This is a genomic window from Brevibacillus fluminis (assembly GCF_003710825.1).
Taxonomy (GTDB): Bacteria; Bacillota; Bacilli; order Brevibacillales; family Brevibacillaceae; genus Brevibacillus_D; species Brevibacillus_D fluminis.
In genome coordinates, this window is record NZ_RHHQ01000017.1 from 57,562 (window position 1) to 84,133 (window position 26,572).

Sequence of the window (26,572 nt, forward strand, 5' to 3'; positions counted from 1 at the left end):
GCACATCGAGAACACATTGAAACCTTGACAAATTTGGAAGTGTTCAATTATTTGTCGCAAATTTCCCGTGATCGGCCAAAAAAGAAGGGAATTTCCGGTATATAATAGATGTTCGTACGAAGTACCTTTTACAGAATCGAGGTTTTCTTATGATCCAGAAACAAAAACCCGAATTGGTCACCACTGCAGCGAATGTGGTGGAAGTTGAGCGGATGTTTTTGGCGGGAGCTGACGCCGTCAGCATCGGCCATGAGCGGTTTGCATTGCGGCAGCCAGGCAGCTTCGAGCCAAAAGAGCTTGCTGAAGCCAAAAAGATTGCTCAATCGCACGGAGGTAAGTTGTATGTCGTGGTCAATGCGTTGCTGCATCATGACGAGGTGTCTGACCTGCAAGACTATCTCAAAGAGCTCGCAGTATTACAAGCAGATGCGATCGTGTTCGGCGATCCCGCCGTCCTAATGACAGCGCGGCAAGCGGCACCTGGGATACCGCTTCATTGGAACACGGAAACGACATCCACGAACTACCGGACCGTCAACTATTGGGCGGCAAAAGGAGCGACACGTGCGATTTTGGCCCGCGAGCTATCGCTTGAGGCGGTGCTTGCAATCAAGCGAAACACCGACATCGAAGTGCAAGCACAGGTACACGGAATGACTTGCATTTTCCACTCCAAACGAGAGCTGGTCAGCAATTACATGCGCCACCAAGGCAAAGACCCTGTACAAGAGCTCCATCACCAAGAGCGCAGCATGTTCGTGAAAGAGGACAACCGCGATGAGCAGCAGTATCCGATTTTTGAAGATTGCCACGGAACGAACATCATGAGCGCAGAAGATATTTGCATGCTGGAGCATTTGCCCACGATGATGCAGGGCGGCATTGACGTTTTCAAGATCGAAGGGATCTTAAAGCCTGTCAGCTACAATGAAACCGTCGTCTCCATCTATCGGCAAGCGATCGACCGTTTGGCAGAAGACCCGAAGGCTGGCATCGACCCACAATGGCTTCAGCAACTAAGTCAAATTCAGGACAAGGATCGTCCGCTCGGTACAGGCTTTTATTTCAAGCAACAGATCTACTAAGGAGGAAACAAACCATGTCCACGCAGATTGCAACTGCCGGATTCCCCAGCAAGAAACAATTGAAAAAGCCAGAGCTGCTCGCCCCGGCGGGGAATCTGGAAAAATTAAAATTCGCGGTGCTGTATGGTGCCGACGCCGTTTATATCGGCGGTCAAAAATTCGGGTTACGCTCGAAGGCAGGCAATTTTTCGTATGATGACATGAAAGAGGGCGTCGCATTCGCCCATCAGCATGGCGCCAAGGTGTTTGTCGCAGCCAACATTATTGCCCATAATGAAGATTTTGACGGGATGGCGGAGTATTTTCAAACGTTGTATCAGCTCGGCATCGATGCCGTCATTGTCGCCGATCCGGCGATTGTTGAGGTTTGCAAGCAGGCAGCGCCCAAGCTGGAAATCCATTTGAGCACACAAGCGTCTACGACTAACTGGCAGGCCGTCCAGTTTTGGGCGGAAGAAGGTATAGCCCGTGTGGTTTTGGCGCGTGAAGTCTCGATGGAAGAGATTCGGCAGATCAAGGCACATACGGACGTGGAGATCGAGGCGTTCATCCACGGGGCGATGTGCATCTCCTATTCGGGGCGCTGCGTGCTTTCCAACCACATGACGAACAGGGACGCCAACCGTGGCGGTTGCGCCCAGTCGTGTCGCTGGAAGTACGATTTGTTTGAAGAGGTGGAGGACGAAGAGGAAGCAGCTCTCCCGATAATCGGGAAAAAAGAGCTGCCGCTGTTTTCCGAGAACGATGACGAGTTTACGATGAGCTCCAAAGATTTGTGCATGATCGAATCGATCCCGGAGATGGTAGATGCGGGTGTGGAAAGCTTGAAAATTGAAGGTCGGATGAAGACCGTCCATTATGTGGCAACTGTTGTCAATACGTACCGTCGTGTGATCGATGCATACTGTGAAAATCCCGATGAGTTCGTCTTCAAGGACGAATGGCGCGAGGAAATTTTAAAAGCGGCGAATCGCCCGGTGACGACAGCCTTCTTTTATGGCAATCCTTCCGAGCAGGATCAGATTTTCGGCGTACCGCCCAAAATGGCCAAGTACGATTTTGCCGGGTTGGTGCTCGAGTACGATGCTGCGACACAAATCGCAACGATTGAGCAGCGCAACCGTTTTGAAGTCGGGGCGGAAGTCGAGTTCTTCGGTCCGAAACGAGATAATTTCGTGCAGCAGGTGACAGAGCTTTGGGATGAAGATGGCAATCAGTTGACAGATGCGAATAAAGCGATGCAAATCGTCAAAATGCGCGTATGCCAGCCTGTTTGCCCATACGACATCATGCGAAAAGAGAAAAAATAAGCGTTCGCGCAATTTGCCAAGAAAAGGCATAGCGCGCCGAAACGTTTTTGTCCAGGTATCCGTCTAACTGATGGGCCGCTTGTTGCCAAAAATAGGCACAAGGGCGAATCGATCAGTGTGGGGGATACCTGTTTTTATGAAAGCGAAAAAATTAGTCAGTGTTTTATGCGGAGTGAGCTTGCTGGCTGCTCCTATCATGAATAGCAGTGCAGCTTCTGAACCTAGCCCTGCAGCGGCAGAGCAGGTTCAATCGACTGAAAAGTTGCTCTCTTCTGCCATGAGTGAATACCGCAGCAACGACAGGACACTAAGTGATGCGACAATAAAAGAGATCATGCGTCAGAAGGAGAGCGTGCTGCCGATCGCGAGAAAAGGGATCTTGATGGAAGCCAATCGACTGCGCTTCCCGATAGCTGACAGTGATGCGTTGTACGATGAGTGGAGCTTTTGGCTTGAGGTTGCACGGCAACTGCACGATGAACGGCTGCTTCCGGATTTGTTACATTGGACCGATGACAGGCGCTCGATCCCCAATCCATTTCGGTTAGGCGAGGTAATCGATGGGGTGCTCCCAGCTGGCAAAGAAGGGACTCTGCTCCCGCTTTTGGATAAAGCTACGGAAGAGGGCGCTGAAGTGCTCCTATCGCTCTATGCAAAACGAGTACAGGTGTCAGCGCAACAAATCCAAGATTGGCTAACAAATTATGCCAAATCGCCGAGCATTGGCGGTATCGTGAGCGTGATCGCTGGATTACCGGACGGACAGGAGCAGCTGAAACAGCAGTTTGGCAAAACACCTGGGGCTCATGAGCTTGATCGGGCCATCATAGGGCGTATCGACTACGGGAAAGATCGCAAGTGGGCAAGCGAAGTGGCGAAAGCGACAGAAGACGCCTATATCGAGCAAACGATCGATATGACGCTGGCTTACCATCACGGCGATCCAGACGCAGTCAAGCGGCTATATAAAAGCGGAGAGAAGGGCGGCTATCAGGTTCTACTGACCGGACCTGTGGAAAAGCTGATCGTCGCGCGTTATCCGGACGGCATGCTGGCAAAAGGGATCAAGCAGTATGAAGCGATCACGGGGAAACCGTACTTTTTCGGTGGCGAAAACGAAGAATGGTACCGTGCAAAAGGAGCGGATTATGATAAGCCGCAGGCGGGAATCACCCAATGGCAGGCGTTTATCCGTGCCTATCCGAACCATCCGGCGGCAGATGATGCGGCTTATCGGCTGGCTCGCTGCTACCAGATCGCAGGCCAATACGATGAGGCGCTGATCTGGTTTGAGCGAGCATTGAAGAGCGGCGATGCTGATATGTGGTACGATGCATCCGGCCAATTTTTGTTTGTGTTGGATGTAAATACAGGGCAGGATGGTTTCGCCAAACTCGAAAAAACGGAAATGCCTGAATGGAAGCAAATTTGGGTTGCCTATTCGAAGGCTGTTGAAACATTGCGAGCGAATCAATTCGAGCAAGCGGCTCGAGAACTGCAAAACCTGATCACACGTTATGATGGCAAGGAAATATTCGCTGACTCTGTTTTGCAGTATGTGTGGTATGACCGTATGGCAGGCGATACATTCTGGTATCATGTCAAACAGCAGCTGACGTCGGTCCGGAAACTTGCGTCGCTTCAGGAAGCAGCTAATCAGGCGAAAGGAGCGGACAGGGCAAGGAAACAATATGAGCTTGCCGCAGCCATTTTTCATGACGAGTTCACGTACTATAACTACCTGTGGCATGGTGAGAGGCAAACCTTTTTTTGGATCGGCCAAATCCGTGAAATGGAATATGACGAATCGCTTGACCGATATATCGGCAGATTCAATCACTTGGTGCAGGCAAAACGACAGTTCGATTTGATCCAGCTCGACCAAGCCGATCCCGAGACAGGGGCAAAAGCACTGTTCTCACGCGCTTTGTGTGACAGCAAGCTGACACAGTACGGGCAGGAAGTAAGCTTTCATAGTACGCGTGCGGCTTTGCTGACGGACCTAGTTGATACAGGCGAGCAATTGCTCAAGCGTTATCCGGATTCAGAATTAGCGGACGACATGCTCTTGCTGATGTATCGTTACAACAACGATGACGCGCTAATACAGCGACTCCTGACCCACTATCCAAAAAGCGATTCGGCTGCAGAGGCGAAAAAGCTTCAGTCCGAAAAGAATACAACAGCAGGCGGTCAGCAGCAGCCAAGTCCGTTTCTAAGCAGGCTGCCGTACCAGCAATTATCGCAGGATGACTGGAAATTACCTGCTACCGTTGCGAAGTGGTATGCAGAGAAAAAGCCTTCAGACAAATTGATGGAAGCGGTCATAGAAGAATCGGGCTGGACTTATTTCGCGATCAAGCCGGAAAAAGGAAAAGTCCCGACAATTAGCGGATTAGAAGTTGACCATAATAATACTTATGTCTACTATTGGCTTTCTGACCCGTCAAAAACGAACGTACGTTCAGACCAAGATTGCGTGCTGATCCGTGTTCCCACCCGCTTTTTGCCTAAAGGGGAGATTCGTTTCCGCCTTGCATAGCGCTGCCGGCGGCGAGCCGGATTGCCTATACATACCGGAAATTACGGATTCATTGGCATGACCCCTTTCCATGTGATTGATTTTCAAATGTGCATGGAGACTAACGGATGGACATTTGGACAAACTACCGAAGAAGTCCTACTTGAGGAGGGGTATCATCATGAACGAGCCAATCATCGTTGCGTGGCAAGCGCGAGACGGATTCCACAGATGGCAGGAATGCGAAAACCAGCATATCGCAGAACTCGCGTTGGAAAATGCCAAAGCGGACGGCGCTCAGCAAAATGTGTGGGTGTTTGAGGTGTCCCAGTCGCATAAAGGTGCTGATGCAGCAAGCTGGGTGCAAGGATGGAACCATACAAACGCGTAATGAAACGATAAAGAAAAAAACGTGCCCTTTCAACCGGTCCGGGGAAAGGGCTGTTTGTTTGCATATGTCCGTATCCTCACCAGAAAGAAGGCTTCACAACCATCAAGCCTAGCATCAGCAGCACGAGGAACAAATACCCGTATAGGGCTCGTTTCAATCGCTTTACGTGCGCAGGTCGTTCGGCCGGTTCTGCGTCTGTCAATGCTCGCAAAATCGGAGAAAAAGCGCGGGCAAAAAAGTAGAGGGAGCCCACAAGGACGATCAGTGTGAGCAAAATCCATGATGTTCGAAAATCCCAGCCACCAAGCCAAATCAGTAAGACCCCGGTGGTGACAAGCACATGGCCCGCATGCTTGGACAGTTGGACACAAAAACGGAACAGGCCGATGAAGACGGCAAGCTCGTTTTTTTCCATTCGCGCGACCTTTTTAAAAAATGGGAAAAACACAAAAAACGGTCCGATGGAAAGCATCGCGCTGAGAATATGGAGAAAAACAATCCAGCGATACATAACCGGACCCTCCTATGAATAATGGTAAGAGTGCAGGACAAGGGATTGCTCCTGCACTAGTTGAAACATTACACGAGGCGGAATTGGTGCACCCACATTTTCATTTGTGGAAGCCAAGGCATACCGGCGTGAAGGGAAAGTATGTATTGTTTGTACTCCTCGACATTGGCGAAGCCTTCGGTTTGCGCATCCGCATCGGTCAGCTCGCCCAGCGTTTGTTCGTAAACGGCATAGACCTCATAGCGCTTTCCTTGCAATTCCATGATTTCGCCCGGATCCGCATAGCGACCGTTGCGACGGGTAGCGGTTTTGGTGCCGTTTAGCACACGTTGTACGTCTTCCTCTTTTGTGACCAGTCGGTCGATGGAACAGGTTTTTGGTGGCAATGGTGTATTCATCGTAATCCTCCTTCGATTGCTTGGAATCATTTGGTCAGAGACCCACTACTGATTGTACACGAATCGCGGACAACTTGCATGCAGCAGAAAAGTAAGGTAGATTTAAAATTATTGAATCGAAAAAAATTTTTTGGGGAAGGGATCTGCCATGAAATTCTCAGAATACCCGTATCAACGTCCAGATCAGAACGATATAGAACGATCCATGAAAACAATGGTGGAAGCATTCTCGAATGCGCAAAGCTTTGAGGAGCAGGACCAGATCTTAGGTGAAATCACCAAGGTTCGCAACCATTTTGAGACCATGCGCGAAATCGCTTCCATCCGACATACGATTGACACCACTGATACTACATACCAAGCAGAACAAGATTATTTCGATGAAGTGCAACCGATTTACCAAGGGCTCGTCACACTGCTGTATAAAGCACTGACATCGTCCCGCTTCCGTCCGCAGCTCGAAGAAAAATGGGGGAAGCAGCTATTCACGATTGCCGATTTGACATTAAAAACATTCTCGGACGATGTCATCGAGGATTTGCAAAAAGAAAACAAGCTCGGAAGCGAATATGTAAAGCTGATGGCATCGGCCAAAATCATGTTTGCCGGGGAAGAGCGCAACCTGTCCCAGCTCATTCCGTTCACAGAGTCTACGGAGCGTGAAACACGCAAAGCGGCGATTGAAGCTTCCTTTGGGTTCATGAAAGAACATGAGACAGAACTGGATCGCCTTTATGACGAGCTGGTGAAAGTCCGCACGCAAATTGCCCGCAAGCTTGGTTACGAAAACTTCATCGAGCTCGGTTATGCGCGTATGACCCGTTCCGATTACGATGCAGCGATGGTGGCCAATTTCCGCGAGCAGGTGCTGACCCATATCGTTCCGATCGCGACGAAGCTAAAGCAGCGCCAGCAAGCGCGAATCGGCGTGGATGCGTTCAAGTTTTACGATGAAAAATTCTCCTTCAAGACCGGAAACGCGACGCCAAAAGGCGATCCTGAATGGATCATCGCCAATGGCAAAAAAATGTATGAGGAACTGTCCCCGGAAACAGGCACATTCTTCAACTACATGCAGGAAAACGAGCTGATGGACCTTGTCAGCAAGAAAGGCAAAGCAGGCGGCGGCTACTGCACCTACATCAGCGAGCATGCGGCTCCGTACATTTTCTCGAATTTTAACGGCACATCAGGCGACATTGACGTGCTGACGCATGAAGCAGGCCATGCGTTCCAAGTGTTCGAGAGCCGGAAGTACACGCTGCCGGAATATGCTTTCCCAACCTATGAAGCATGCGAAATTCACTCGATGAGCATGGAGTTTTTGACATATCCGTGGATGGAGCTGTTCTTCAAGGAAGATGTGGACAAATACAAATTCAGCCATTTGAGCGATGCGCTTGAGTTCATCCCGTACGGCGTTGCAGTCGATGAGTTCCAGCATTTCGTCTATGGCAATCCGGATGCGACACCTGACGAGCGTAAGCAAGCATGGCGCGACATCGAGCGCAAATATTTGCCGCACCGCGACTACGACGGCAACGATTATCTCGAGCGCGGCGGTTTCTGGCAGCGTCAGAGCCATATTTATAAATCGCCGTTCTACTACATCGATTATACGCTTGCCCAAATTTGCGCGTTCCAATTTTGGAAACGCTCGAATGAAGACCGCGGAGCTGCATGGCAAGATTACCTTTCCCTTTGCCAAATGGGCGGAAGCAAATCATTCTTGGAACTGGTGGCGGCGTCCAAACTCACCTCGCCGTTTGAAGATGGCTGTGTCGCATCGGTCACCGGCTTTATCGAAAACTGGCTGAACCAGGTGGATGACGCCAAGCTATAAACATCAAAATCATTCAGCGTGCCAACCAAAAGCGGTTTTGGCACGCTTTTTTGTGTGTAAAAGAAGCTTTTTAATGCCAATCCATGATCGAACAGCCAGGTGCAATGGGGCTGGCAGTTTTTGCGCATACTAAAGTTTGTTGATTTATCGAGTCGTGAGCCATAAAATTGATGTTGATAATCATTATCAATGTAAAGGAATTGAAATACATAACGTAGCATAACCATCGATGGAGTGACGAAAAGGGAGGCTATCACATGGACTATCGCATTGAGAAAGATACGATCGGGGAAATTCGCGTACCAGCTGATAAACTGTGGGCTGCGCAAACGCAGCGCAGCTTTGAGAACTTTGCGATCGGCACGGAAAAGATGCCGATGCCGCTCATCCGGGCTTTTGGCATTTTGAAAAAAAGCGCGGCGAAAGTGAATCTCCAGCTCGGCAAGCTTCCGGCAGAAAAGGCATCCGCAATTATACAAGCTGCCGATGAGGTCATCGCAGGAAAGCTTGATGAGCATTTTCCGCTGGTCGTCTGGCAAACGGGCAGTGGCACCCAATCCAACATGAACGTCAACGAGGTCATCGCCAATAAAGGTAATCAGTTTTTACAGCAAAACGGCACCGATTCGCGCATCCATCCGAACGATGACGTGAATCGTTCACAAAGCTCGAACGATACGTTCCCGACCGCCATGCATGTAGCTGCGCTGATCGCTGTGGAGACCCAAGTGCTCCCGGCCATCGCCAAGCTGCATGCGACATTGCGCGACAAGAGTGAAGCGTTTGAGGACATCATCAAAATCGGACGGACGCACCTGCAAGACGCCACGCCAATCACACTGGGTCAGGAAATTAGCGGCTGGGCCCGCATGCTGGAAAAATCGCAGAATATGATCAGCCAGGCAGCCGAGCAACTGCGCGAGCTGGCGATCGGGGGAACAGCGGTAGGGACGGGTATCAATGCCCACCCCGAGTTTGGTGAACGGGTCGCGGCCGAAATCAGCAGTGAGACAGGGACACACTTCACGAGCGCCCCGAATAAATTCCACGCGCTCACAAGCCATGATGAAATCGTTTTTGTACATGGCGCGTTCAAGGCGTTGGCAGCCGACTTGATGAAAATCGCCAATGATGTGCGCTGGCTTGCAAGCGGACCGCGCAGTGGCATCGGCGAATTGACGATTCCAGCCAACGAACCTGGCAGCTCAATCATGCCAGGTAAAGTGAATCCAACACAGAGCGAAGCATTGACGATGGTAGTGTGCCAGGTCATGGGGAACGACGCGACAATCGGATTTGCTGCAAGTCAAGGGAATTTTGAACTAAACGTGTTCAAGCCGGTCATTATCTACAACTTCCTGCAATCGGCACGCCTGCTTGCTGACAGCATCCATTCCTTCAATGATCATTGCGCAGTGGGTATTGAGCCGAACACCGCTGTCATACGCGGACATTTGGAGCGCTCGCTCATGCTGGTGACGGCGCTCAACCCGCACATCGGCTATGACAATGCGGCAGCGGTCGCCAAAAAGGCGCACAAGGAAGGGACTACGCTGAAGGAAGCTGCGCTCGCAAGCAAGCTGCTCACGGAAGAAGAGTTCGACCGGATTGTACGCCCCGAGCAGATGATCGCGCCGAAGGCAGATTAAGAATGATAGCAAAAAAACTGCACCCTCCGTTCTGGAAAGGTGCAGTTTTCGTTTTATTAAGAGACGGTTGTCGTACGAGTTTCGTTCAATGCTTTTACTGCCTCAAGTAGACGGTCGACCTCTTCTTCGGTGTTATAGAGCGAAATCCCTACGCGGACCAGCCCACCTTGCTCTTCCAGCTGATACACTTCATAAATGCGCATGGCATAAAAATGTCCGCCCCAAACGAACAAGCCTCGTTCGCCCAGGTAAGCCGCTACATCGCCTGAATTCATTCCGGCAACGGTGAAGGAAATGGTCGGAGCGCGCAGCCCATCGCCAAACGGTTGCCCGAAAATCTGGATATGATCCATTTGGGAAAGACCATCATATAGCTTTCGAGCGAGCGCATCCTCGTAATCATGCACCAAAGCCATGCCGGTGAGAAGCTGCTGTCGCAGGGTTGCTCCCACTCCCACAGCTGCGATATATTCGATGGCAGCGGTCACACCGGCAAGCGCGGCGAAATTGGGTGTGCCCGTTTCAATCCGGTAGGGGGCAGCATCATCCTGTGCCCGCAGCTTATCGGTAGGCAAAGTGTCAAGCAGCCCTTCACGCGCGTAGAGGATGCCGACATGTGGGCCATAAAACTTGTATGCAGAGCATAGCAAAAAGTCACAGTCAAGTTCGATGACGTCAATCGGAAAGTGGGGGGCAAAATGGACGGCATCCACGATCAACAGTGCATCGATCGCATGGGTCAACTCGCGAATCGTCGCGAGATCGTTGACCGTCCCGAGCGAGTTGGATGAACATCCCACCGCGACGATTTTGGTTTTGGGGCTTAGTTTGCTTTTGAAATCTTCCATATCGATTCGCCCGTCCACGGTGATGGCGACCGAGTGTACGATTGCGCCGCGTTCCGCAAGCGTTTGCCAAGGGCCTCGGTTCGCCTCATGGTCCAGATCGGTGATGACCACCTCGTCACCAGGTGCGATCGTGCGGGAAAGTGCACGGGCCAGCGCAAAAGCAAGCGAGGTCATGTTGGCGCCAAACGAAATCGAAGCTGGTGAAGGAGCACCCAACAGAGCAGCGGCGGCTTCACGTGTCCGATCAACGATCTGGTCGGTTTCCGCGCTAGTAACGAATGGACCATGCGCATTGGCGTTGCACGTCTCATAATAGTGGGAAATCGCTTGAATCACTTGGCGCGGGACCTGTGTGCCGCCCGGTCCGTCAAAGTAAGCAGCCTGATAACCCGACACTGTGCGGGAAAGGGAAGGAAAATCCTTGCGTAGTTCCATGACAGCAAAAGACATATCGCTTCACATCCTAGCCGATTATAGTCAATCGTCTATTTGTTTCGTCACACTGCACACAAATCCTCTAATTGTATTTCAAATAGTTTGAAAATAATCACTACAGGTTTCAAACAGCGGATAAAGTTCCATACTTACTATTGTATAGACGAAAATAGTTGCGATATAATGGGGGATAGCATTATTTTCTTAGATTTTGCCAGTTCCAGCAGAGTGAATAATCTTGTATGTATATGCAGATTGTTCTTTATCATTATCTACTCGTTTTCGCTAGAGTCCAGGTTGGAGGTACTTTTTTATGAGTCAAGAACAAACCAAAACAGCAGTGTACGACCACCGCGCCATTGAACAGAAATGGCAGAAATATTGGGAAGAAAACAAGACTTTCAAGTTGGTTGATGACGAATCGAAGCCGAAGTTTTACGCGCTCGACATGTTTCCGTACCCATCGGGAGCGGGCTTGCATGTAGGACACCCGGAAGGCTATACGGCAACGGATATCGTTTCTCGATACAAGCGGATGAAAGGGTTCCAGGTGTTACATCCGATGGGCTGGGACGCGTTCGGCCTTCCTGCTGAACAGCACGCTCTCGATACCGGAAAACACCCGCGTGACATTACTTTCAAGAATATTGACAACTTCCGTCGACAAATCAAGTCGCTCGGTTTCTCGTATGACTGGGACCGTGAAATTTCGACAACGGATCCAGAGTACTACAAATGGACACAATGGATTTTCCTGCAGTTGTACAAAAAAGGGCTGGCTTATGTTGATGAGGTCCCTGTAAACTGGTGCCCGGCGCTTGGTACGGTACTGGCAAACGAAGAAGTCATCGATGGCAAAAGCGAACGCGGCGGCCATCCGGTCATCCGCAAACCGATGCGTCAATGGGTACTGCGCATCACCGCTTACGCTGAACGGTTGCTCGAGGATTTGGAAGAGCTGGATTGGGCGGAAAGCATCAAAGAAATGCAGCGCAACTGGATCGGCAAGTCGAGCGGGGCAGAGTTGGATTTCCCAATTGAAGGAACCGACAGCGCTTTGACCGTATTCACAACCCGTCCGGATACGCTGTTCGGGGCTACGTATTGCGTCATCGCACCTGAACACAAGTTCGTGGCGGAAATCACGACCGCAGCGCAAAAAGAAGCTGTCGATGCTTATGTGAACAAAGCGTCGTTGAAGAGTGATTTGGAGCGCACGGATTTGGCGAAGGACAAAACGGGCGTCTTTACAGGAGCGTATGCGATCAACCCGGTGAACGGCGCACGCCTGCCGATCTGGGTAGCGGATTACGTATTGGTTAGCTACGGTACCGGTGCGATCATGGCAGTTCCTGCGCACGATACGCGCGACTGGGAATTCGCGAAGCAGTTTGATCTGCCGATCGTCGAGGTTGTCTCGGGCGGCAATGTCGAAGATGCGGCTTACACATCTGACGGCGCACACGTGAACTCCGAGTTCCTCAACGGCTTGCAAAATAAAGAAGCCATCGAAAAAATGATCGCTTGGCTCGAAGAAAACGGCAAAGGCACAAAGAAAGTGACGTACCGCCTGCGCGACTGGCTGTTCAGCCGCCAACGCTATTGGGGAGAACCAATTCCAATTCTGCACTTGGAAGACGGCACTATGAAGCCGGTTCCGGAGGATCAACTGCCATTACTGCTCCCTGATGTTGATTCCATCGCTCCATCGGGCACAGGCGAATCGCCGCTGGCCAACGTGGAAGAGTGGGTTAACACCATTGACCCGGAAACAGGGATGAAGGCTCGCCGGGAAACCAACACCATGCCGCAATGGGCGGGAAGCTGCTGGTACTACCTGCGCTACATCGATCCGAGGAACGATAAGGAGCTGTGCTCTAAAGAGCTGCAGAAAAAATGGCTGCCAGTCGACTTGTACATCGGCGGTGCAGAGCATGCCGTGCTCCACTTGCTCTATGCTCGCTTCTGGCACAAAGTGCTGTACGATATCGGCGTAGTCGATACAAAAGAACCGTTCCATAAACTGGTAAATCAAGGTATGATCCTCGGTTCCAACAACGAAAAAATGAGTAAATCCCGCGGAAACGTCGTGAACCCGGATGATATCGTTAACGAATTCGGCGCGGATACGCTGCGTATTTATGAAATGTTCATGGGGCCGCTCGAATCGTCCAAACCTTGGAGCGAGACGGGGGTAGAAGGTTCGCACCGCTTCCTGACGCGCGTATGGCGCATGTTTTTCCCGGAAGAAGGTGTGTTGAATCCAAAAATCCAGAACAAAGAAGGCAGCGACAGCTTCAAGCGCGTCCTGCATAAAGTCATCAAAGCCGTGACGAACGACCTGGAAAACCTGCGCTTTAATACGGCGATTAGCCAGTTGATGGTTTTCTTGAACGAAGCAAACAAAGAGACCGTTCTGCCGAAAGCATACATGGAGAAATTCCTCCTGATGCTCGCGCCGCTGGCTCCGCACATCGCAGAGGAGCTGTGGTCCTTGCTTGGCAATAAAAACACGCTCACTTACGAAAACTGGCCTGAGTACGAGGAAGCTTTCACGATCGATAATGAAGTAGAGATCGTCGTCCAAGTGAACGGCAAAATTAGAGACCGTCTGGTGATTCCAAATGGCTTGGATCAAGCGGCTGTAAAAGAACAAGCACTCCAGCTGGAACTCGTAAAAGAAGCGATCGAAGGCCATGAGATCAAAAAATTCATCGTCGTTCCAAATCGTCTGGTTAATATCGTCATTGGGTAGATAGCCGATGCGCTGGCTACTCTGTGTATTCATTGGGGCAAGCAGCTACGGCATCTTGCCCCCTTTCGCGAAACTGGCATTCGCAGCGGGCTTTAGTATTCCGGGCTGTATCCTTTTCTAGCCTGCTCGTCCATGAGACAGTCACCTGCCTGCAATGTGTCGGTGTGCTGGTCATCATGGTCGGGATCGCCGTGCCAGAGCTTGTCGCAAAAAAGAAGGGCGTTGTTCAATTAGAGGTAAATACGTAAGCCTGAGGCAAATGTCTCAGGCTTTTGCGCTTGTTCGACAGAAACGCATGCACGACCCTCTTCATAAAATGAATGCAAGGGGGGAGATGCTATGCTTTCCATTGGAGATATGCTCAGCTTTAAATATCAGGATGCTCGTGGAAAAAGCTTTGAGTATGTGGCGTATGTGGAACGAATCGTCGAAGAGAAAAGCTCCTACAACGTGTACGTTCCCTCCATTAACAAGTATTTTTTTGTCCCATTTTCCATCGCGCAGCCATTGACGGATTCCTCGATCACGACAGAGGATTTATATGCATTGGCACATCTCGCCGTTGATACGGATGATCGGCTGTGGTTTGATGAAATTATGGGTCGAATTGCAAAGACACAATAAGGGGGGAGAAGGAAGGATGGGAGATTGGCTGGTGGGGATTCTATGCAGCGGTCTTGTCGCTTGGGTGGCATGGCGCAAGCAATCGCTTAGTGTTTCCGGGGCAATTTCGGCACTAATCGTCGGGACCATCCTGTTTGCTGTGGGAAGTCTGGCCTGGTTCGGGTCCATGATCTTCTTTTTTGTGTCATCGTCGCTTCTGACCAGATGGAAACATCGGGCAAAGGCTCGTCTCGAGGCAACCTATGAGAAATCCGGTCGACGTGATGCGGGACAAGTCGTGGCGAATGGAGGGTTTGCCACGCTACTCTGCATCGCGTATGCCTGGACACCCGAACCGTACTGGCTCTATCTGTTCGTTGGCGTGATGGCGACCGTAACGGCAGACACGTGGGCGACGGAGATCGGCGGGCTAAGCAGTCAAAAACCATTTTCGATACTTAGCGGGAAGCGGGTGGAAGCAGGGACTTCAGGCGGCATTACAGCGATCGGTTTGCTTGCCTCTGCAGCAGGCGGACTATTGATCGGTGCGGTTTTCTGGCTGTTCGCCTGGATTCGTGGTGACGTGTGGATCATGCATGTCGTAGACGGCTGGCGATGGGTTGTAGCGGGATTACTCAGCGGTACACTCGGTTCCTTGACTGATTCGCTGCTTGGAGCCGCTTGGCAACGTAAAAACAGATGCATGGTCTGTGGAAAAGAGATGGAAGCATCCTTCCACTGTGGACAGGCTACCCGTCAGAGCAGGGGATTCAAGTGGCTTGGCAACGATGCCGTCAACATGGTCAGCTCAGCCGTTGGCGGAGTCGTGGCTTTTCTGCTCATGAATGGGTGAAATTAACATTCTTTCCTGGGAAAGCGCAGAAAGAAGCAAAAACCACTGCGTTTCGACAGCAACATGCAGAGTCCGGATGCCCGTTTTGTCCATTTCATGGAAGCGAATACTGAAAAATTCGTTTATAATGGACCTTAGGCGGACTTGTGCCGATTTTACATAATAGGAGGAATTTCTACATGGAATACATACGCATTACGAGCATTGAAGACCCGTTGTTTGCAAAAATGCACCAATTCATGCAATCGGTATTTCCCGCCGAGGAAGTGTTGGAATTCTCTTTGTGGCAGGAGCCTCTTCAGGACCAAGGGCTTCGCGTTTATGTAGCGGTTCATGAGGGTGAGGTCGTTGGTGCGACCGAATACCGTTATTATCCTACGATGAATGTCGCCATGACCGACTTTACCATCATCGGTAAACCAGGATTGAGCATCGGCCGGTTTTTGGCCAAAAATCGAGAGGCAGATCTGTTGGAATGGGCGAAAGCGAGCGGCCAGACAAGCCTGGGCATGTTCGCAGAAATTTATGATCCTTATCGGGTAGAAGAGCATTCCTTTGGTAAAGTGAAGGCGATGGACCCGTTTGTACGCCGCGAAGTGCTGTCCCATCTCGGCTACAAGCGCCTCGATTTCCCTTATGTGCATCCTTCATGGGAGAACGACGGAACAGCTGTCGAAGGACTTGACCTCGGTTTCATGCCAACGGATGATTCCATGACAGAACTGCCTGCCTCACTCATCGTGACGTTTTTGACGACCTATTACACCGTGCTGTCGAACAAGCCACAAGCATGGCTTGACATGATCGAGTCGCTCAAGCAAAAGGAAACCGTAGCGTTGAAAGGCTTGTAAACTCCTGTGGGCAAACACCTAATGAGCGCGTTTGCATACGATATGCTATCCGCGTAGGATGAATTGCCCTAAGGAGAGATTGCAATGGAAAATCAGGAACGCCACTTTTTTGCAGGAGGGAACACAGCGAAAGGCTTTCGCCATTTCTATGGCTCCATTCTGCAAGGGATTGATCCGCTCTTCCTTTTGACGGGCGGCCCTGTAGCCGGTACGTCCGATATCATTCGCATGGTCGGGGAAGCGGCATTGGATCGAGGTTTGAACGTCGAATGGATTCACACCCCGCTTAATCGGGAGCGGTATGACGGAGTGTTGATTCCCGCACTCCAAATGGGTGTGGTGGATAACTCGGCCCCTTATTGCTATGAACCGGTGGCGCCCGGTGTGATCGAACATATGATTCATGCTGAGTCTGTCTGGGATTCGAGCCGTTTGGCTGTCCACAAAGACGAAATCGTGCGATTGTCCCAAAGCGTGTCAGATTATCGCAGGCAGGCGACACAAACGTTTGCCAAAGCGCTGCAAATCCATGACGATTGGGAGCATTTGTATATTTCCAACATGAACATGGATGCGGCAACTGAGGTGACGCGGGAAATGATTCAAACGCTGCTCGGTGAGGAGACACAACAGCGGTCACCCCGCATCCGCCATCAATATTTCGGAGCTGCGACTTGCATCGGGGCCGTCGATTATATTCAGGATTTGACCAAAACGATAACAAAAAGATACTTCATCAAAGGCCGACCCGGATCTGGGAAATCGACCATGCTGAAAAAAATCGTGTCTGCAGCTGATCAAAAAGGCTACGACGCGGAAGTTTTCCACTGTGGCTTCGACCCGAACAGCTTGGATATGGTAGTCATTCCGGAACGCAGCGTCGCGATCTTTGACAGTACGGCACCACATGAATATTTCCCGGATCGAGAAACCGATGAAATCGTCGACATGTACACGAGAACAATTGTGCCGGGGACGGACGAACGTTTTGCTCGTGAGCTCACGGAAATCAAGAGCAAATACGCGGGCAAAATGGGCGAGGCAACCAAGCTTTTGGCAAAAGCAAATGAACAGCAGGAGCGGTTGATTGCCCTGTATCAGGCTGCCTCCGATCTGGAAGTAACGGCAAATCTGGCCAAACAATTGATTCGCAAAATCGATGAGCTGATGTAAACGCATCAGCTTTTTCTTTTGCACTCCAACGCTGTCTTATATTACAATAAATGGGAAGGTTATTTCGGTTGGACAAGTCAGATTATTCATACGACTCATGCAATGCATGAACTTGAAACGATAGATCGGCGCAACAAGCGCCCATGCTTGAAAAAATGGAGGGGCTCACATGGATCAATCTGCAAAAATGACATCCCGTTTTCCCGTCGATGAGAAAAAACTGATGAACGTTTTGCGCAGTCTGATTGAAATCAATTCGGTGAATCCGTATTTGTCTCATGATGGACCTGGGGAGTCGGAGATCGCGGAATATATCCAAGGTGTCCTCCAAGGTATGAATCTGGAAGTCCATACCCAGCAGCTGACAGATAAAGCGGTCAATGTAATCGGTATCTGGCGGGGAACGGGAGGCGGGAAATCGCTGCTGCTCAATGGGCATACGGACACGGTAGGCGTATCCAACATGCAAATCCCTCCCTTCGTGGCCGAAGTGAGGGAAGGTAGGGTATACGGTAGGGGCAGCTGTGACATGAAGGGAAGTCTCGCTGCGATGATCTTAGCTGTCGACACACTTCAGAGAACGGGTTATCAGCCGGCAGGCGATGTCATCTTGACGTTTGTTGCGGATGAAGAATATAAAAGCATTGGAACGGAAGCGCTGGTCAAAAGCTACAGCGCCGATGCGGCAATCGTGTGCGAGCCCTCCGATCTAACGGCGGTAGTAGCGCACAAAGGCTTTGTTTGGATTACCGTGGAGGTACATGGCAAGGCGGCGCACGGAAGTCGACCAGCCGAAGGGATCGATGCTATCGTGAAGGCAGGGAAGCTGCTGGCTGAGCTAGAGACGCTTTCGCGCGATCTGGAGCGGAAGCAGCATCCGATTTTGGGGGTTCCGTCCATCCATGCCTCGTTGATCTCAGGCGGTACCGAAATCTCCACCTATCCTGATTATTGTCGCATCGAGCTAGAACGACGTACCATACCGGGTGAACAGCTCGTTGATGTGACAGTGGAATTGGATGCGTTGTTTCGTCGCTTAAAAGAAGCCGATGACCAGTTCCAGGCATCCTATGAAATTACGTTTGTGCGCGAACCGTTTGAGATCAGCGACGATGCGCCGATCGTACAGACGCTGCAAAGCGCCTATCGAAATTATTTCGGGGAAGAGCAGCTGATTGCAGGCTTTTCGGGTTGGGCGGATTCCTCGCTGATTCACGAGGCAGGCACCCCTACGGTTATTTTCGGACCCTATGGCGCGGGCTTGCACGGAGCGGTGGAATACGTCGATTTTGATAGCGTGGTTCAGATGACAAGTATATTGGCCGGAGTTATTCGAAGCTTTTGTCAGGGAGAGAAGTAGCAGTGCGGCTTTCGGAATTGACGTAGCGATAATGCGCCTCAGCTGACACAGTTGGGGAGCTGTGGCGCATGTCGTTAGCGGAAAATTCGGCTCATGAGTATGTAACTTTTAGGGGAAATAGCGCGCTACCATGTGATGAGAACACACGCAAAAAAAGACTATTGGGATGCAGGCCACATTAATTCATTGATCGTTAACCTGAAAATATGTCATGATGGAAATACACGACACGATACTACTTATCCTGCTTTTATAGTTCTCAGAGCGGGGCGATGAGAGGAAAGGACAAATATGAGTGAATCAATCCAACGATTGCATGCGATCAACCGCCTTAGCCGAGCTACTTACTCACTCACTTCTGCTGATGGTCGACTTCGAGGTCGAGCCACTCGAATTCCTGGTGCGATTTCATTGGCACATGCACGAGCACTAAAAGTATTAGCAGTCGAAGGGGAATTATCGATAAAGGATTTGGCTACCCATACGGAAACGACTGCTTCTGGCGTCACGCAACTGGTTAATGGTCTCGAAACGAACGGATATGTTGAACGAATTCGTTCGAGTCAGGATCGGCGAACGGTTACGGTTAAGCTTACCCCTAAGGGAATGGCACGTCATCAGGAAAGGGATCTTATTTTAAATCGACTGTTACAGGAATCATTGACTGATTTTACAACAGAACAGATTGAACAAGCTTCGGATATCATTACAAGACTGTGTACCGTTTTTGATGAGCTATGACGCATACCAACGGGAGCAGTCCCAATGTTCCGATATCCCATCGGTGCCTCTACATACAAAAATAAGAGGCCCCAACCTCGATTCATACTGCACATGTGGTTCTACAGCAGAACAACCACGTTCATGCCCTCCCGGACGATTCCGTCTTTGATCAATCCATTTTTCCCACGTTTGCATGGGATATCTCTTTGATGAGATGTTATTGACATCCTGTCACTATGATTCGGATGGACTGCAGGCATGACCGTTGTAAGCGAGTATGACCGTTTATTTCCTTCTTCTACGAATTCAAAGTTGTTTCTGGTAAGCCCCTTTAAACAAAGGGGCTATTTCCTATGGCATGAGTCTAAAATTGATACGATGTCCACCAGAAAATGTATATACAAATTTATTTTGTGAATTGTCAGTTTTATTATTGACATTCCCACGGTAGGTGCTTACTATTTGATTAAGCGCTAATTTATTTAGTACTAAACTAAAAGTGAGGGGCTGACTTACTTGACTCAACGATCAGAAGGACAGAAGTGGGTACTCGACATCGCGCTCGCGCTTGGCGGCTTCGATGCTTTGCATCCGGAGGCAAAACCTACAATGGAGCAGCTCGGCCATGACCACACTGATTTCGACAAAGTATTTGCGATGGTCAAAAGCGGAGCCATGTTGCCGAAAGCGTGGGCTACGATCGCTTCACAAGCGCAAGAGCGAGCAGAGCACTATGAAAAGAAAGGTTTTCAAGCATCAGCTATCGATCTTTATCGAAGAGCAGCGGTCATGTGGGGAAGAGCGCAATACTCTTTCTTTGCAGATGATCCTCGAAAGGCCATTTTCCGCGGTAAGTGCAACGATTGTGTTGCATCCATTTCCCGATTGTCGAATCAAAGAGTGCAGCGGATCGTTTTAGATTTTGAAGGAAAGCAAATTTACGCCATTCTTCATCTGCCTGCAGGAGACGTACAAAATGCACCCGCTGTCATTCTCGCACCGGGGATGGACATGATTAAAGAAGACTATCTGTTTGCTGCACAACAATATTACACGTCCCGCGGTATCGTGGCACTGTCCATCGAAGGGCCTGGTCAGGGGGAGACGGTATCGAATGGCCTAAAAGTAGACCTTACGAACTATGACAGAGCAGCGAGCTGCTATATCGATTTCCTGTCTCAACTGCCCGAGGTAGATTCCACACGCATTGGCTTTTTTGGGATTAGCATGGGTGGATATTGGGGAATGAGGGCTGCTGCACATGATCCGCGAATTGGGGCACTGGTTACGTTTGAAGGGGTGTACGGGGAATTCGAAACGATATTTAATCGTGCCCAACCGAGCTTTAAGGCTAACTTCATGTACATGTCGGGCTTTCATGATGAAGAAACATTTGATGTCCAGCTCGGTTCAAAAATGAAATTGTGGGACATCGCAAGAAAAATCAAATGCCCAATATTTATGGGAATTGGAGAATTCGATGAGCTTACTCGATTGGAAGAAGCGCTGGCATTGTATGAATTACTCCACTCGCCAAAGGAAATGAGAGTGTATGAGAACGAATTCCATCCTCTTGGTGGTGTAGCCGCAGAAATTTTCCGTTTTGGTGCGGAATGGGCAGAACGAGCACTCAATGGTGAGTTTGCATCGGATCGTGATGAGCGTGCTTTTGTTCATCGCAATGGGCGTGTAACGGAAGGTTCGGCTGCACCCACATGGTGGCTTGGGGCGAAACCGATCGAGATTGAGATCGCGGAAAAAACATACACGACAACATAAGGCGATTGCTGTATAAACGAACGAATACATGTACGTTCTGCAACGAACCAATACACGTTTTGATCCAAAGGGAGTGGGTGAACAAATGGGGGAAACGATAACGATTGCGCCTGATTTGTTGGCGATTCTGTCTAGCAAAATAAACAGCATTTCGAAACAAATGTCGTACACGCTGCAGCGAAGTGCCCGATCCAGTGTCATCAGCAGTGCGCGTGATTTTTCCACCGCCATTTGCGATGGAACCGGGGATGTCGTCGCTTTACCAAACGGGTTTCCGGTCCATGTGGCGAACATGAGCGTGACGGCAAAGGCGATCTTCGAGTTTCATCCACCGGAATCGCTAGCACCTGGGGATGCGATCCTAAACAATTCTCCTTATCATGGAAACACACATATGGCGGACCATACGATTATCGTGCCTGTTTTCCATGAAGGCGAATTGATGTTTCTTTGTACGATCAGAGGGCACCAGGCTGATATAGGAAACAGCATCCCAACTACTTATCACGCGACTGCAAAAGATATTTACGAAGAAGGTGCATTGTGCTTCCCGTGTGTGAAAGTGCAAAAAGACTATGAAGATGTCACTGACATTATACGAATGGCACACATGCGGATTCGCGTCTCTGACGTATGGTATGGTGACTACTTGGCCATGATCGGTGCAGCTAGAATTGGCGAGAGAGAATTAACGAAATTGATCGAAAAATACGGAAAAGAAACAATTAAATCGTTTTGTCGAGAATGGCATGCGTATGGGAACAGACGAATGGCGGAAGAAATTAAAAAGCTTCCCGCTGGCACGTGGTACAACGAGTCCCAACATGATCCCATTCCTGGAATTTTGCCAGATGGCTTGCTGGTAAAAGTAAAAGTGACGATCGATCCGAGTGAGGCGGTTATCGAGGTGGACTTTACCGATAACGCTGACCCGATCGCGTGCGGTTTAAACTTATGCGAGGCAACGGTCCTATCCGCTGGGCGTACAGGGGTGCTAAACGTGATCCCAGCTGATTTGCCTCTATGCGAAGGGACATTTAGCCGAATAAAAGTGAAAATGCGCGACAGTGGCGTCGTGGGGAAAGCAAGTTTGCCGTTTTCTTCCTCGATGGCAACGACGAATATTGCAGATCGTGCGATTTTAGCCGTTCAGTGTGCGTTTAATGAAGTGAGCGAAGAATTAGGAATGGCAGAAGGATCTGTCATTCAACCGCCTTCTTTATCCGTGATTTCAGGTTATGATTCGCGGTACGGGCGATCATTTGTGACCCAGCTTATTTCAGGATCAACAGGAGGTATGGGCGTAAATGGGCATGACGGCTATATTGCTTACTGCACCTGCAACGGTGGGATGATGGAGTGGAATTCAATCGAGGTGATAGAACAGAAGTATCCGATCCAATATTTGATGCAAGAAATCATTGAAGACTCCGGTGGTGCAGGGAAATGGGATGGATCTCCGGCAACGAAAGTCATCATGAAGCCGCGAAAAGACAAAGTGACCTTCATCTACGTTTGTGATGGGAAATACAATCCACCTCGTGGCGCGCGTGGTGGTCATGACGGATCACCTGCGAATGCCGCGATGTATCACGTTGCGCAAGGTTTGGAATCCAAGGTGGATTTACCGATGTTCCATAGTATCGAGCTAGGTCCTGAAGAAGCACTCATTTCTGAAATCAGCTCGGGTGGCGGATATGGTAATCCGTATGAGCGTGATCCGGAGATGGTTAGATTTCGGGTAAAAGAAGGCTGGGTATCCCGACAAAAAGCAAAAGACGTATACGGTGTCGTGTTCGAAACGGAGGAGTCGTTCCGAATTGATTACAAGGAAACGGAAGCGTTGCGAAAGGAACGGAAAGGTGGGGTGAATTCATGAGCGTACGAATTTGCACAGATATCGGAGGCACTTTCACGGATATCGTCGTTGTCGACGAAAAGGGAAACGTAAACATCTTTAAGGCACTGACAACACCGGAAGATCGTGTGAATGGGGTTATAGATGGACTTACATTAGCTGCTGAATTTTATGGGAAACCCATAGACGAGTTCATGGGATCTTGTGAATATTTCGGGCACGGAACTACGACCAGTACCAATGCGTTGATTGAGGGAAAAGTAGCAAAGGTTGGTCTGATTTGCACAACAGGATGCCGGGATGTTCTTTTGTTTAGAGAGGCTGGGAAAGATAACCCGTTTCAATGGTACCTGGATTACCCCGAACCGTATGTACCGCGTTCGTTAACGATTCCGGTTCACGAGCGGATCAATGCAGAGGGTGGCATCGACATCCCGCTCCAAGAGAGTGATGTTAGAAACGCCGTACGCAAACTGAAAGAGAATGACGTGGACGTGATTGCAGTTTCGTTACTATGGTCGTTTGTCAATCCTGTGCATGAGCTGCGAATCGGACAAATCATTGAAGAAGAGTGGCCAGGCAAAACTTATACCTTGAGTCATCGGGTAAACCCACGAATACGTGAATACAGAAGAACGGTAAGCACGGTGATCGATGCATCACTGAAACCACTCATCACCAATTATGTAAGCACTTTCGAAAAACGTCTGCGCGAAATCGGATACAAGAATGAACTTTCCTTACTGACTTGCTCAGGGGGAATAACGTCTCCTCAAGAAATGATCGAACGGCCGATCTACAGCGTGGATTCCGGCCCTGCGCTGGCACCGGTATCAGGCAAGTTTTATGCAAAAAAAGAATTGAATAAGGAACATGTCATTACATGCGATATGGGCGGGACAAGTTTTGATGTCAGTCGAATTACCGACGGCGTCATAACTATATCGAATGAAACGATGATTCAAAGCGAAAAGGTTAGCATCTCAAAGGTGGATGTCAAAACCATTGGAGCGGGTGGCGGAAGTATCGCTTGGGTGGATGAAGGTGGGTTAATCCGCGTTGGGCCGGAAGGTGCAGGTTCCGTTCCAGGACCTGCTTGCTACATGAGAGGAGGAGAACGGGCAACTGTTACCGATGCCAATCTCCTACTTGGTTATCTCGATGAAAGTTACTTTCTCGGCGGGACCATGGAAATCGATAAGCGTTTGGCGCAAGAAGCCATACGCAAGCATGTAGCAGAACCTCTCAACTTGGATGTTTTGGAAGCGGCCTATACCATTTACAATACGGCAAACCATATCATGACGGAAGCGGTGCGCGACATCACGGTGTGGGAAGGTGTCGATCCGAAGGAATACGTTGTCGTAGCAGGGGGCGGAGCAGTAGGGATGCATATTATTCCGATCGTTTCCCAATTAGGGTGCCTTGACGTGATTCTACCGAAAACAGCTTCGACGTTGAGCGCTTTTGGTGGTGTCGTAGCTGACGTAGACCGCGAATTCAACCGAAGCTACATTACGACCTCTAACAGCTTCAACTACGAAGGAGTAAATGACGTTTTGCAACAGCTGGAAGAAGAGGCTCGATCATTTTTGCAAACGGTTGGAGTCCCGGAGGAGAAGCAGGTTCTTACGTTTTCTGTTGAAGCTCGCTATCTCTTCCAAGAAAGAGAAATATCCGTGCCGATCCACAGAAATTCATTTGCAGATTCTCAAGATGTGCAAGAGCTGGTTGAGCAATTCCATACCAAACATGAGCAGACTTTGGGGTCGAAAGAAAACGGGCAGAAAGTAGAGTTCGTCGTGTGGAAAGTGACTGCAAAAGGGATCACTCCTGAAATTCAGCTGGAGAAACAGAGCGATTCAGGAGAGAGACCGGATCCGGAGGCGATCAAAACTCCGAGAGCAGCATACTTCAAAGAACTCGGTGGAATGACCGAAGTAGCGATTTACGCTGGAGAAAAACTGAAAGCCGGCAACAAAATTATAGGGCCGGCAATTATTGAAGAGCCGACAACCAACCTTGTCATCGTCCCAGGCAGTACCGTTACAGTTTCACGGTACGGCAATTACCGCATCGAAATAGCAACTATTGCAGACTGAATATTCAGTCAAATAATGCAGCTTCTCTCTCATCTCTTTTAGGCTCACTGTGCTAGATTTCTCCCGAGAAAGAAAAGTGGTTGTTTATGAAATGGAGGAGTTACCCATGAGCAAGGAATTGGAGAATGCACTGTCAACACAACCCTCACTACATGATCAGACGCAAGGCCAATCCGCCCTTGGCACAAAAAAATCAACAAAAACGATCACTTCGCTCGTCATCTTATTTTGTTGGCTCACGATTTTTTCAGAAGGGTACGATTTAGGGATTTACGGGGCCGTTCTTCCTGCTTTGATGAAGTCGGAATGGGCGTTGACTCCTGCTGCTGCCGGAGCGATCGGAAGCTACGCGTTGATCGGCATGCTAATCGGCTCGATAACCGTTGGGGCCATTACCGACATGATCGGACGGAAAAAGGTGTTGATTTTTTGCCTATCCTTGTTTTCGATCACGATGGGTTTAGCCGCGATGTCGACAACACCGGAACTGTTTGCCATCTTTCGTTTTATAGGCGGGATCGGGATCGGGGGCGTAATTCCAAGTGTCTCTGCACTAACGGTTGAGTATTCTCCCCCTCATCGCCGTCAACTCAACTATGTGATTATGAACACAGGCTATGCAACAGGTGCCATTTTTGGCTCGTTGGCAGCGGTTTTTTTCCTGGAACAGGTCGGGTGGCGATTTATGTTCTGGCTCGGTGTCGCGCCTCTTTTGATAATCCCTTTTTTGGTGAAGTACTTACCGGAGTCTATTGGTTTTTTGTTGGTGAAAAACCGAAAAGCGGAAGCCGAGGTGCTTGCAACTCGTTACCAGCTATCACTGGAATCAATTGAGCAAGTAACCCAAGGTAACCTGCAAAAGGAAAAAGGGCGCTGGGAAGGAGTAAAAAAACTGTTTCTCGCAAAGCGGAATGCCCAGGCAACACTCGCTTTTTCGATTATCTTTTTCTTAACGTTCTTAACTATTTATGGTTTGAATACGTGGTTGCCCAAGCTTATGCAACAAGCAGGTTATCCATTATCATCAAGTCTCGTTTTTCTATTGGTATTCAATCTAACGGCAGTTGTTGGTTCCCTTGTCGGGGGAGCGTTTGCGGACAGGTTCACGGCCAAAAAAGTAATCGGACTTGCATTCTTATTGGCCGCGATCAGCATTTGTCTTTTGAGCTTCAAGCCTGCGAGCATGGTTACTCTCTACTGCTTGATCGGTTTGGCGGGAGTCGGTTCTGTTGGGACTACCGGTTTGTTATCCGGGTACGCAACCAGCTATTTCGGTTCCGAGATTCGCGCAACTGCAGTCGGAACCGTCGTAGGTCTGGGACGAATCGGGGCAGCATTGGGACCTGTTTTGGGGGGGATCATGCTATCGCTTAACATTCAGCTACAATGGAGCTTTTACATTTTTGCTCTGGCAGCAGTAATGGGTGCAATTACGCTATTTTTTATACCACGAACGGAAAGGTTAGATTGAAAATAAGATCCGGCTAGCAACTTCAACCGTTGCGGCGATGAGGAGGTATCACA

20 protein-coding genes are annotated in these 26,572 nt (G+C 49.7%); 17 read left to right on the forward strand and 3 right to left on the reverse strand.

From position 1 onward, the window contains the following. Positions 1-149 precede the first annotated feature (149 nt). The 4 genes from EDM56_RS20415 to EDM56_RS20430 all read left to right on the forward strand — a co-directional run bounded on the left by EDM56_RS20415 (position 150) and on the right by EDM56_RS20430 (position 5,307). The gene (locus tag EDM56_RS20415) at positions 150-1,085 is read left to right on the forward strand and encodes a peptidase U32 family protein (protein ID WP_122919766.1); all 936 of its coding nucleotides are present in this window, start codon (positions 150-152) and stop codon (positions 1,083-1,085) included. 14 nt (positions 1,086-1,099) lie between these two features. Beyond that, positions 1,100-2,395, forward strand: a complete 1,296-nt coding sequence (locus EDM56_RS20420; RefSeq protein WP_122919767.1) for a peptidase U32 family protein — start codon at positions 1,100-1,102, stop codon at positions 2,393-2,395. Positions 2,396-2,531: 136 nt separating this feature from the next. After that, positions 2,532-4,937 (forward strand): tetratricopeptide repeat protein, encoded by a 2,406-nt coding sequence (locus EDM56_RS20425; RefSeq protein ID WP_122919768.1) that lies wholly within the window; start codon positions 2,532-2,534, stop codon positions 4,935-4,937. Positions 4,938-5,097: 160 nt separating this feature from the next. Then, positions 5,098-5,307, forward strand: a complete 210-nt coding sequence (locus EDM56_RS20430) for a hypothetical protein (protein WP_122919769.1) — start codon at positions 5,098-5,100, stop codon at positions 5,305-5,307. A gap of 76 nt (positions 5,308-5,383) precedes the next feature. On the opposite strand, the gene EDM56_RS20435 is transcribed toward EDM56_RS20430, so the two are convergent. After that, positions 5,384-5,818, reverse strand: a complete 435-nt coding sequence (locus EDM56_RS20435) for a DUF2269 family protein (RefSeq protein WP_122919770.1) — start codon at positions 5,816-5,818, stop codon at positions 5,384-5,386. 68 nt (positions 5,819-5,886) lie between these two features. Beyond that, a complete protein-coding gene (locus EDM56_RS20440; protein ID WP_122919771.1) occupies positions 5,887-6,216 on the reverse strand; it encodes an ASCH domain-containing protein in 330 nt (109 codons plus the stop codon). A gap of 148 nt (positions 6,217-6,364) precedes the next feature. On the opposite strand from EDM56_RS20440, the gene EDM56_RS20445 reads away from it, so the two are divergent. Both EDM56_RS20445 and fumC read left to right on the forward strand, forming a co-directional pair. Then, positions 6,365-8,059 carry a M3 family oligoendopeptidase gene (locus EDM56_RS20445; protein ID WP_122919772.1) on the forward strand — a complete coding sequence of 565 codons (1,695 nt, stop codon included), beginning with the start codon at positions 6,365-6,367 and terminating at the stop codon, positions 8,057-8,059. Positions 8,060-8,316: 257 nt separating this feature from the next. Continuing rightward, positions 8,317-9,708, forward strand: coding sequence for a class II fumarate hydratase (gene fumC, locus EDM56_RS20450; protein ID WP_122919773.1), 1,392 nt, complete (start codon positions 8,317-8,319; stop codon positions 9,706-9,708). Positions 9,709-9,764: 56 nt separating this feature from the next. Here fumC and EDM56_RS20455 read toward each other — a convergent pair whose 3' ends face one another. Beyond that, the gene (locus EDM56_RS20455; protein WP_122919774.1) at positions 9,765-11,006 is read right to left on the reverse strand and encodes a cysteine desulfurase-like protein; all 1,242 of its coding nucleotides are present in this window, start codon (positions 11,004-11,006) and stop codon (positions 9,765-9,767) included. Between the two features lie 298 nt (positions 11,007-11,304). Here EDM56_RS20455 and leuS point away from each other — a divergent pair, with 298 nt between their 5' ends. The 11 genes from leuS to EDM56_RS20510 all read left to right on the forward strand — a co-directional run bounded on the left by leuS (position 11,305) and on the right by EDM56_RS20510 (position 26,519). Next, positions 11,305-13,746 (forward strand): leucine--tRNA ligase, encoded by a 2,442-nt coding sequence (gene leuS, locus EDM56_RS20460; RefSeq protein ID WP_122919775.1) that lies wholly within the window; start codon positions 11,305-11,307, stop codon positions 13,744-13,746. 339 nt (positions 13,747-14,085) lie between these two features. Further along, positions 14,086-14,370, forward strand: coding sequence for a hypothetical protein (locus tag EDM56_RS20465; protein ID WP_122919776.1), 285 nt, complete (start codon positions 14,086-14,088; stop codon positions 14,368-14,370). Between the two features lie 16 nt (positions 14,371-14,386). After that, positions 14,387-15,202, forward strand: coding sequence for a DUF92 domain-containing protein (locus EDM56_RS20470; protein WP_122919777.1), 816 nt, complete (start codon positions 14,387-14,389; stop codon positions 15,200-15,202). 179 nt (positions 15,203-15,381) lie between these two features. Next, on the forward strand, positions 15,382-16,053 hold the full coding sequence (locus EDM56_RS20475) for a GNAT family N-acetyltransferase (RefSeq protein ID WP_122919778.1): 672 nt from the start codon (positions 15,382-15,384) through the stop codon (positions 16,051-16,053). Between the two features lie 84 nt (positions 16,054-16,137). Continuing rightward, positions 16,138-17,226 carry a PRK06851 family protein gene (locus EDM56_RS20480; RefSeq protein WP_122919779.1) on the forward strand — a complete coding sequence of 363 codons (1,089 nt, stop codon included), beginning with the start codon at positions 16,138-16,140 and terminating at the stop codon, positions 17,224-17,226. A 169-nt stretch (positions 17,227-17,395) separates the two neighbouring features. Next, positions 17,396-18,586 (forward strand): ArgE/DapE family deacylase, encoded by a 1,191-nt coding sequence (locus EDM56_RS20485; protein ID WP_246009467.1) that lies wholly within the window; start codon positions 17,396-17,398, stop codon positions 18,584-18,586. A 291-nt stretch (positions 18,587-18,877) separates the two neighbouring features. Further along, on the forward strand, positions 18,878-19,327 hold the full coding sequence (locus tag EDM56_RS20490; protein ID WP_122919780.1) for a MarR family winged helix-turn-helix transcriptional regulator: 450 nt from the start codon (positions 18,878-18,880) through the stop codon (positions 19,325-19,327). 498 nt (positions 19,328-19,825) lie between these two features. Beyond that, positions 19,826-21,088 carry an alpha/beta hydrolase gene (locus tag EDM56_RS20495; RefSeq protein WP_122919781.1) on the forward strand — a complete coding sequence of 421 codons (1,263 nt, stop codon included), beginning with the start codon at positions 19,826-19,828 and terminating at the stop codon, positions 21,086-21,088. An 85-nt stretch (positions 21,089-21,173) separates the two neighbouring features. Continuing rightward, on the forward strand, positions 21,174-22,967 hold the full coding sequence (locus tag EDM56_RS20500) for a hydantoinase B/oxoprolinase family protein (protein ID WP_122919782.1): 1,794 nt from the start codon (positions 21,174-21,176) through the stop codon (positions 22,965-22,967). Further along, complete coding sequence (locus tag EDM56_RS20505) at positions 22,964-25,048, forward strand: hydantoinase/oxoprolinase family protein (protein ID WP_122919783.1); 2,085 nt, start codon at positions 22,964-22,966, stop codon at positions 25,046-25,048. The genes EDM56_RS20500 and EDM56_RS20505 overlap by 4 nt, the downstream gene beginning before the upstream one ends. A gap of 106 nt (positions 25,049-25,154) precedes the next feature. Beyond that, positions 25,155-26,519 carry an MFS transporter gene (locus EDM56_RS20510; RefSeq protein WP_122919784.1) on the forward strand — a complete coding sequence of 455 codons (1,365 nt, stop codon included), beginning with the start codon at positions 25,155-25,157 and terminating at the stop codon, positions 26,517-26,519. Positions 26,520-26,572: the final 53 nt, after the last annotated feature.

Bases quoted from the DNA above. Each gene is read 5' to 3' on its own strand.
- EDM56_RS20415 (WP_122919766.1), top strand. From the start codon at position 150: ATGATCCAGAAACAAAAACCCGAATTGGTCACCACTGCAGCGAATGTG.
- EDM56_RS20420 (WP_122919767.1), top strand. From the start codon at position 1,100: ATGTCCACGCAGATTGCAACTGCCGGATTCCCCAGCAAGAAACAATTG.
- EDM56_RS20425 (WP_122919768.1), top strand. From the start codon at position 2,532: ATGAAAGCGAAAAAATTAGTCAGTGTTTTATGCGGAGTGAGCTTGCTG.
- EDM56_RS20430 (WP_122919769.1), top strand. From the start codon at position 5,098: ATGAACGAGCCAATCATCGTTGCGTGGCAAGCGCGAGACGGATTCCAC.
- EDM56_RS20435 (WP_122919770.1), bottom strand. From the start codon at position 5,818: ATGTATCGCTGGATTGTTTTTCTCCATATTCTCAGCGCGATGCTTTCC.
- EDM56_RS20440 (WP_122919771.1), bottom strand. From the start codon at position 6,216: ATGAATACACCATTGCCACCAAAAACCTGTTCCATCGACCGACTGGTC.
- EDM56_RS20445 (WP_122919772.1), top strand. From the start codon at position 6,365: ATGAAATTCTCAGAATACCCGTATCAACGTCCAGATCAGAACGATATA.
- fumC (WP_122919773.1), top strand. From the start codon at position 8,317: ATGGACTATCGCATTGAGAAAGATACGATCGGGGAAATTCGCGTACCA.
- EDM56_RS20455 (WP_122919774.1), bottom strand. From the start codon at position 11,006: ATGTCTTTTGCTGTCATGGAACTACGCAAGGATTTTCCTTCCCTTTCC.
- leuS (WP_122919775.1), top strand. From the start codon at position 11,305: ATGAGTCAAGAACAAACCAAAACAGCAGTGTACGACCACCGCGCCATT.
- EDM56_RS20465 (WP_122919776.1), top strand. From the start codon at position 14,086: ATGCTTTCCATTGGAGATATGCTCAGCTTTAAATATCAGGATGCTCGT.
- EDM56_RS20470 (WP_122919777.1), top strand. From the start codon at position 14,387: ATGGGAGATTGGCTGGTGGGGATTCTATGCAGCGGTCTTGTCGCTTGG.
- EDM56_RS20475 (WP_122919778.1), top strand. From the start codon at position 15,382: ATGGAATACATACGCATTACGAGCATTGAAGACCCGTTGTTTGCAAAA.
- EDM56_RS20480 (WP_122919779.1), top strand. From the start codon at position 16,138: ATGGAAAATCAGGAACGCCACTTTTTTGCAGGAGGGAACACAGCGAAA.
- EDM56_RS20485 (WP_246009467.1), top strand. From the start codon at position 17,396: ATGGATCAATCTGCAAAAATGACATCCCGTTTTCCCGTCGATGAGAAA.
- EDM56_RS20490 (WP_122919780.1), top strand. From the start codon at position 18,878: ATGAGTGAATCAATCCAACGATTGCATGCGATCAACCGCCTTAGCCGA.
- EDM56_RS20500 (WP_122919782.1), top strand. From the start codon at position 21,174: ATGGGGGAAACGATAACGATTGCGCCTGATTTGTTGGCGATTCTGTCT.
- EDM56_RS20505 (WP_122919783.1), top strand. From the start codon at position 22,964: ATGAGCGTACGAATTTGCACAGATATCGGAGGCACTTTCACGGATATC.
- EDM56_RS20510 (WP_122919784.1), top strand. From the start codon at position 25,155: ATGAGCAAGGAATTGGAGAATGCACTGTCAACACAACCCTCACTACAT.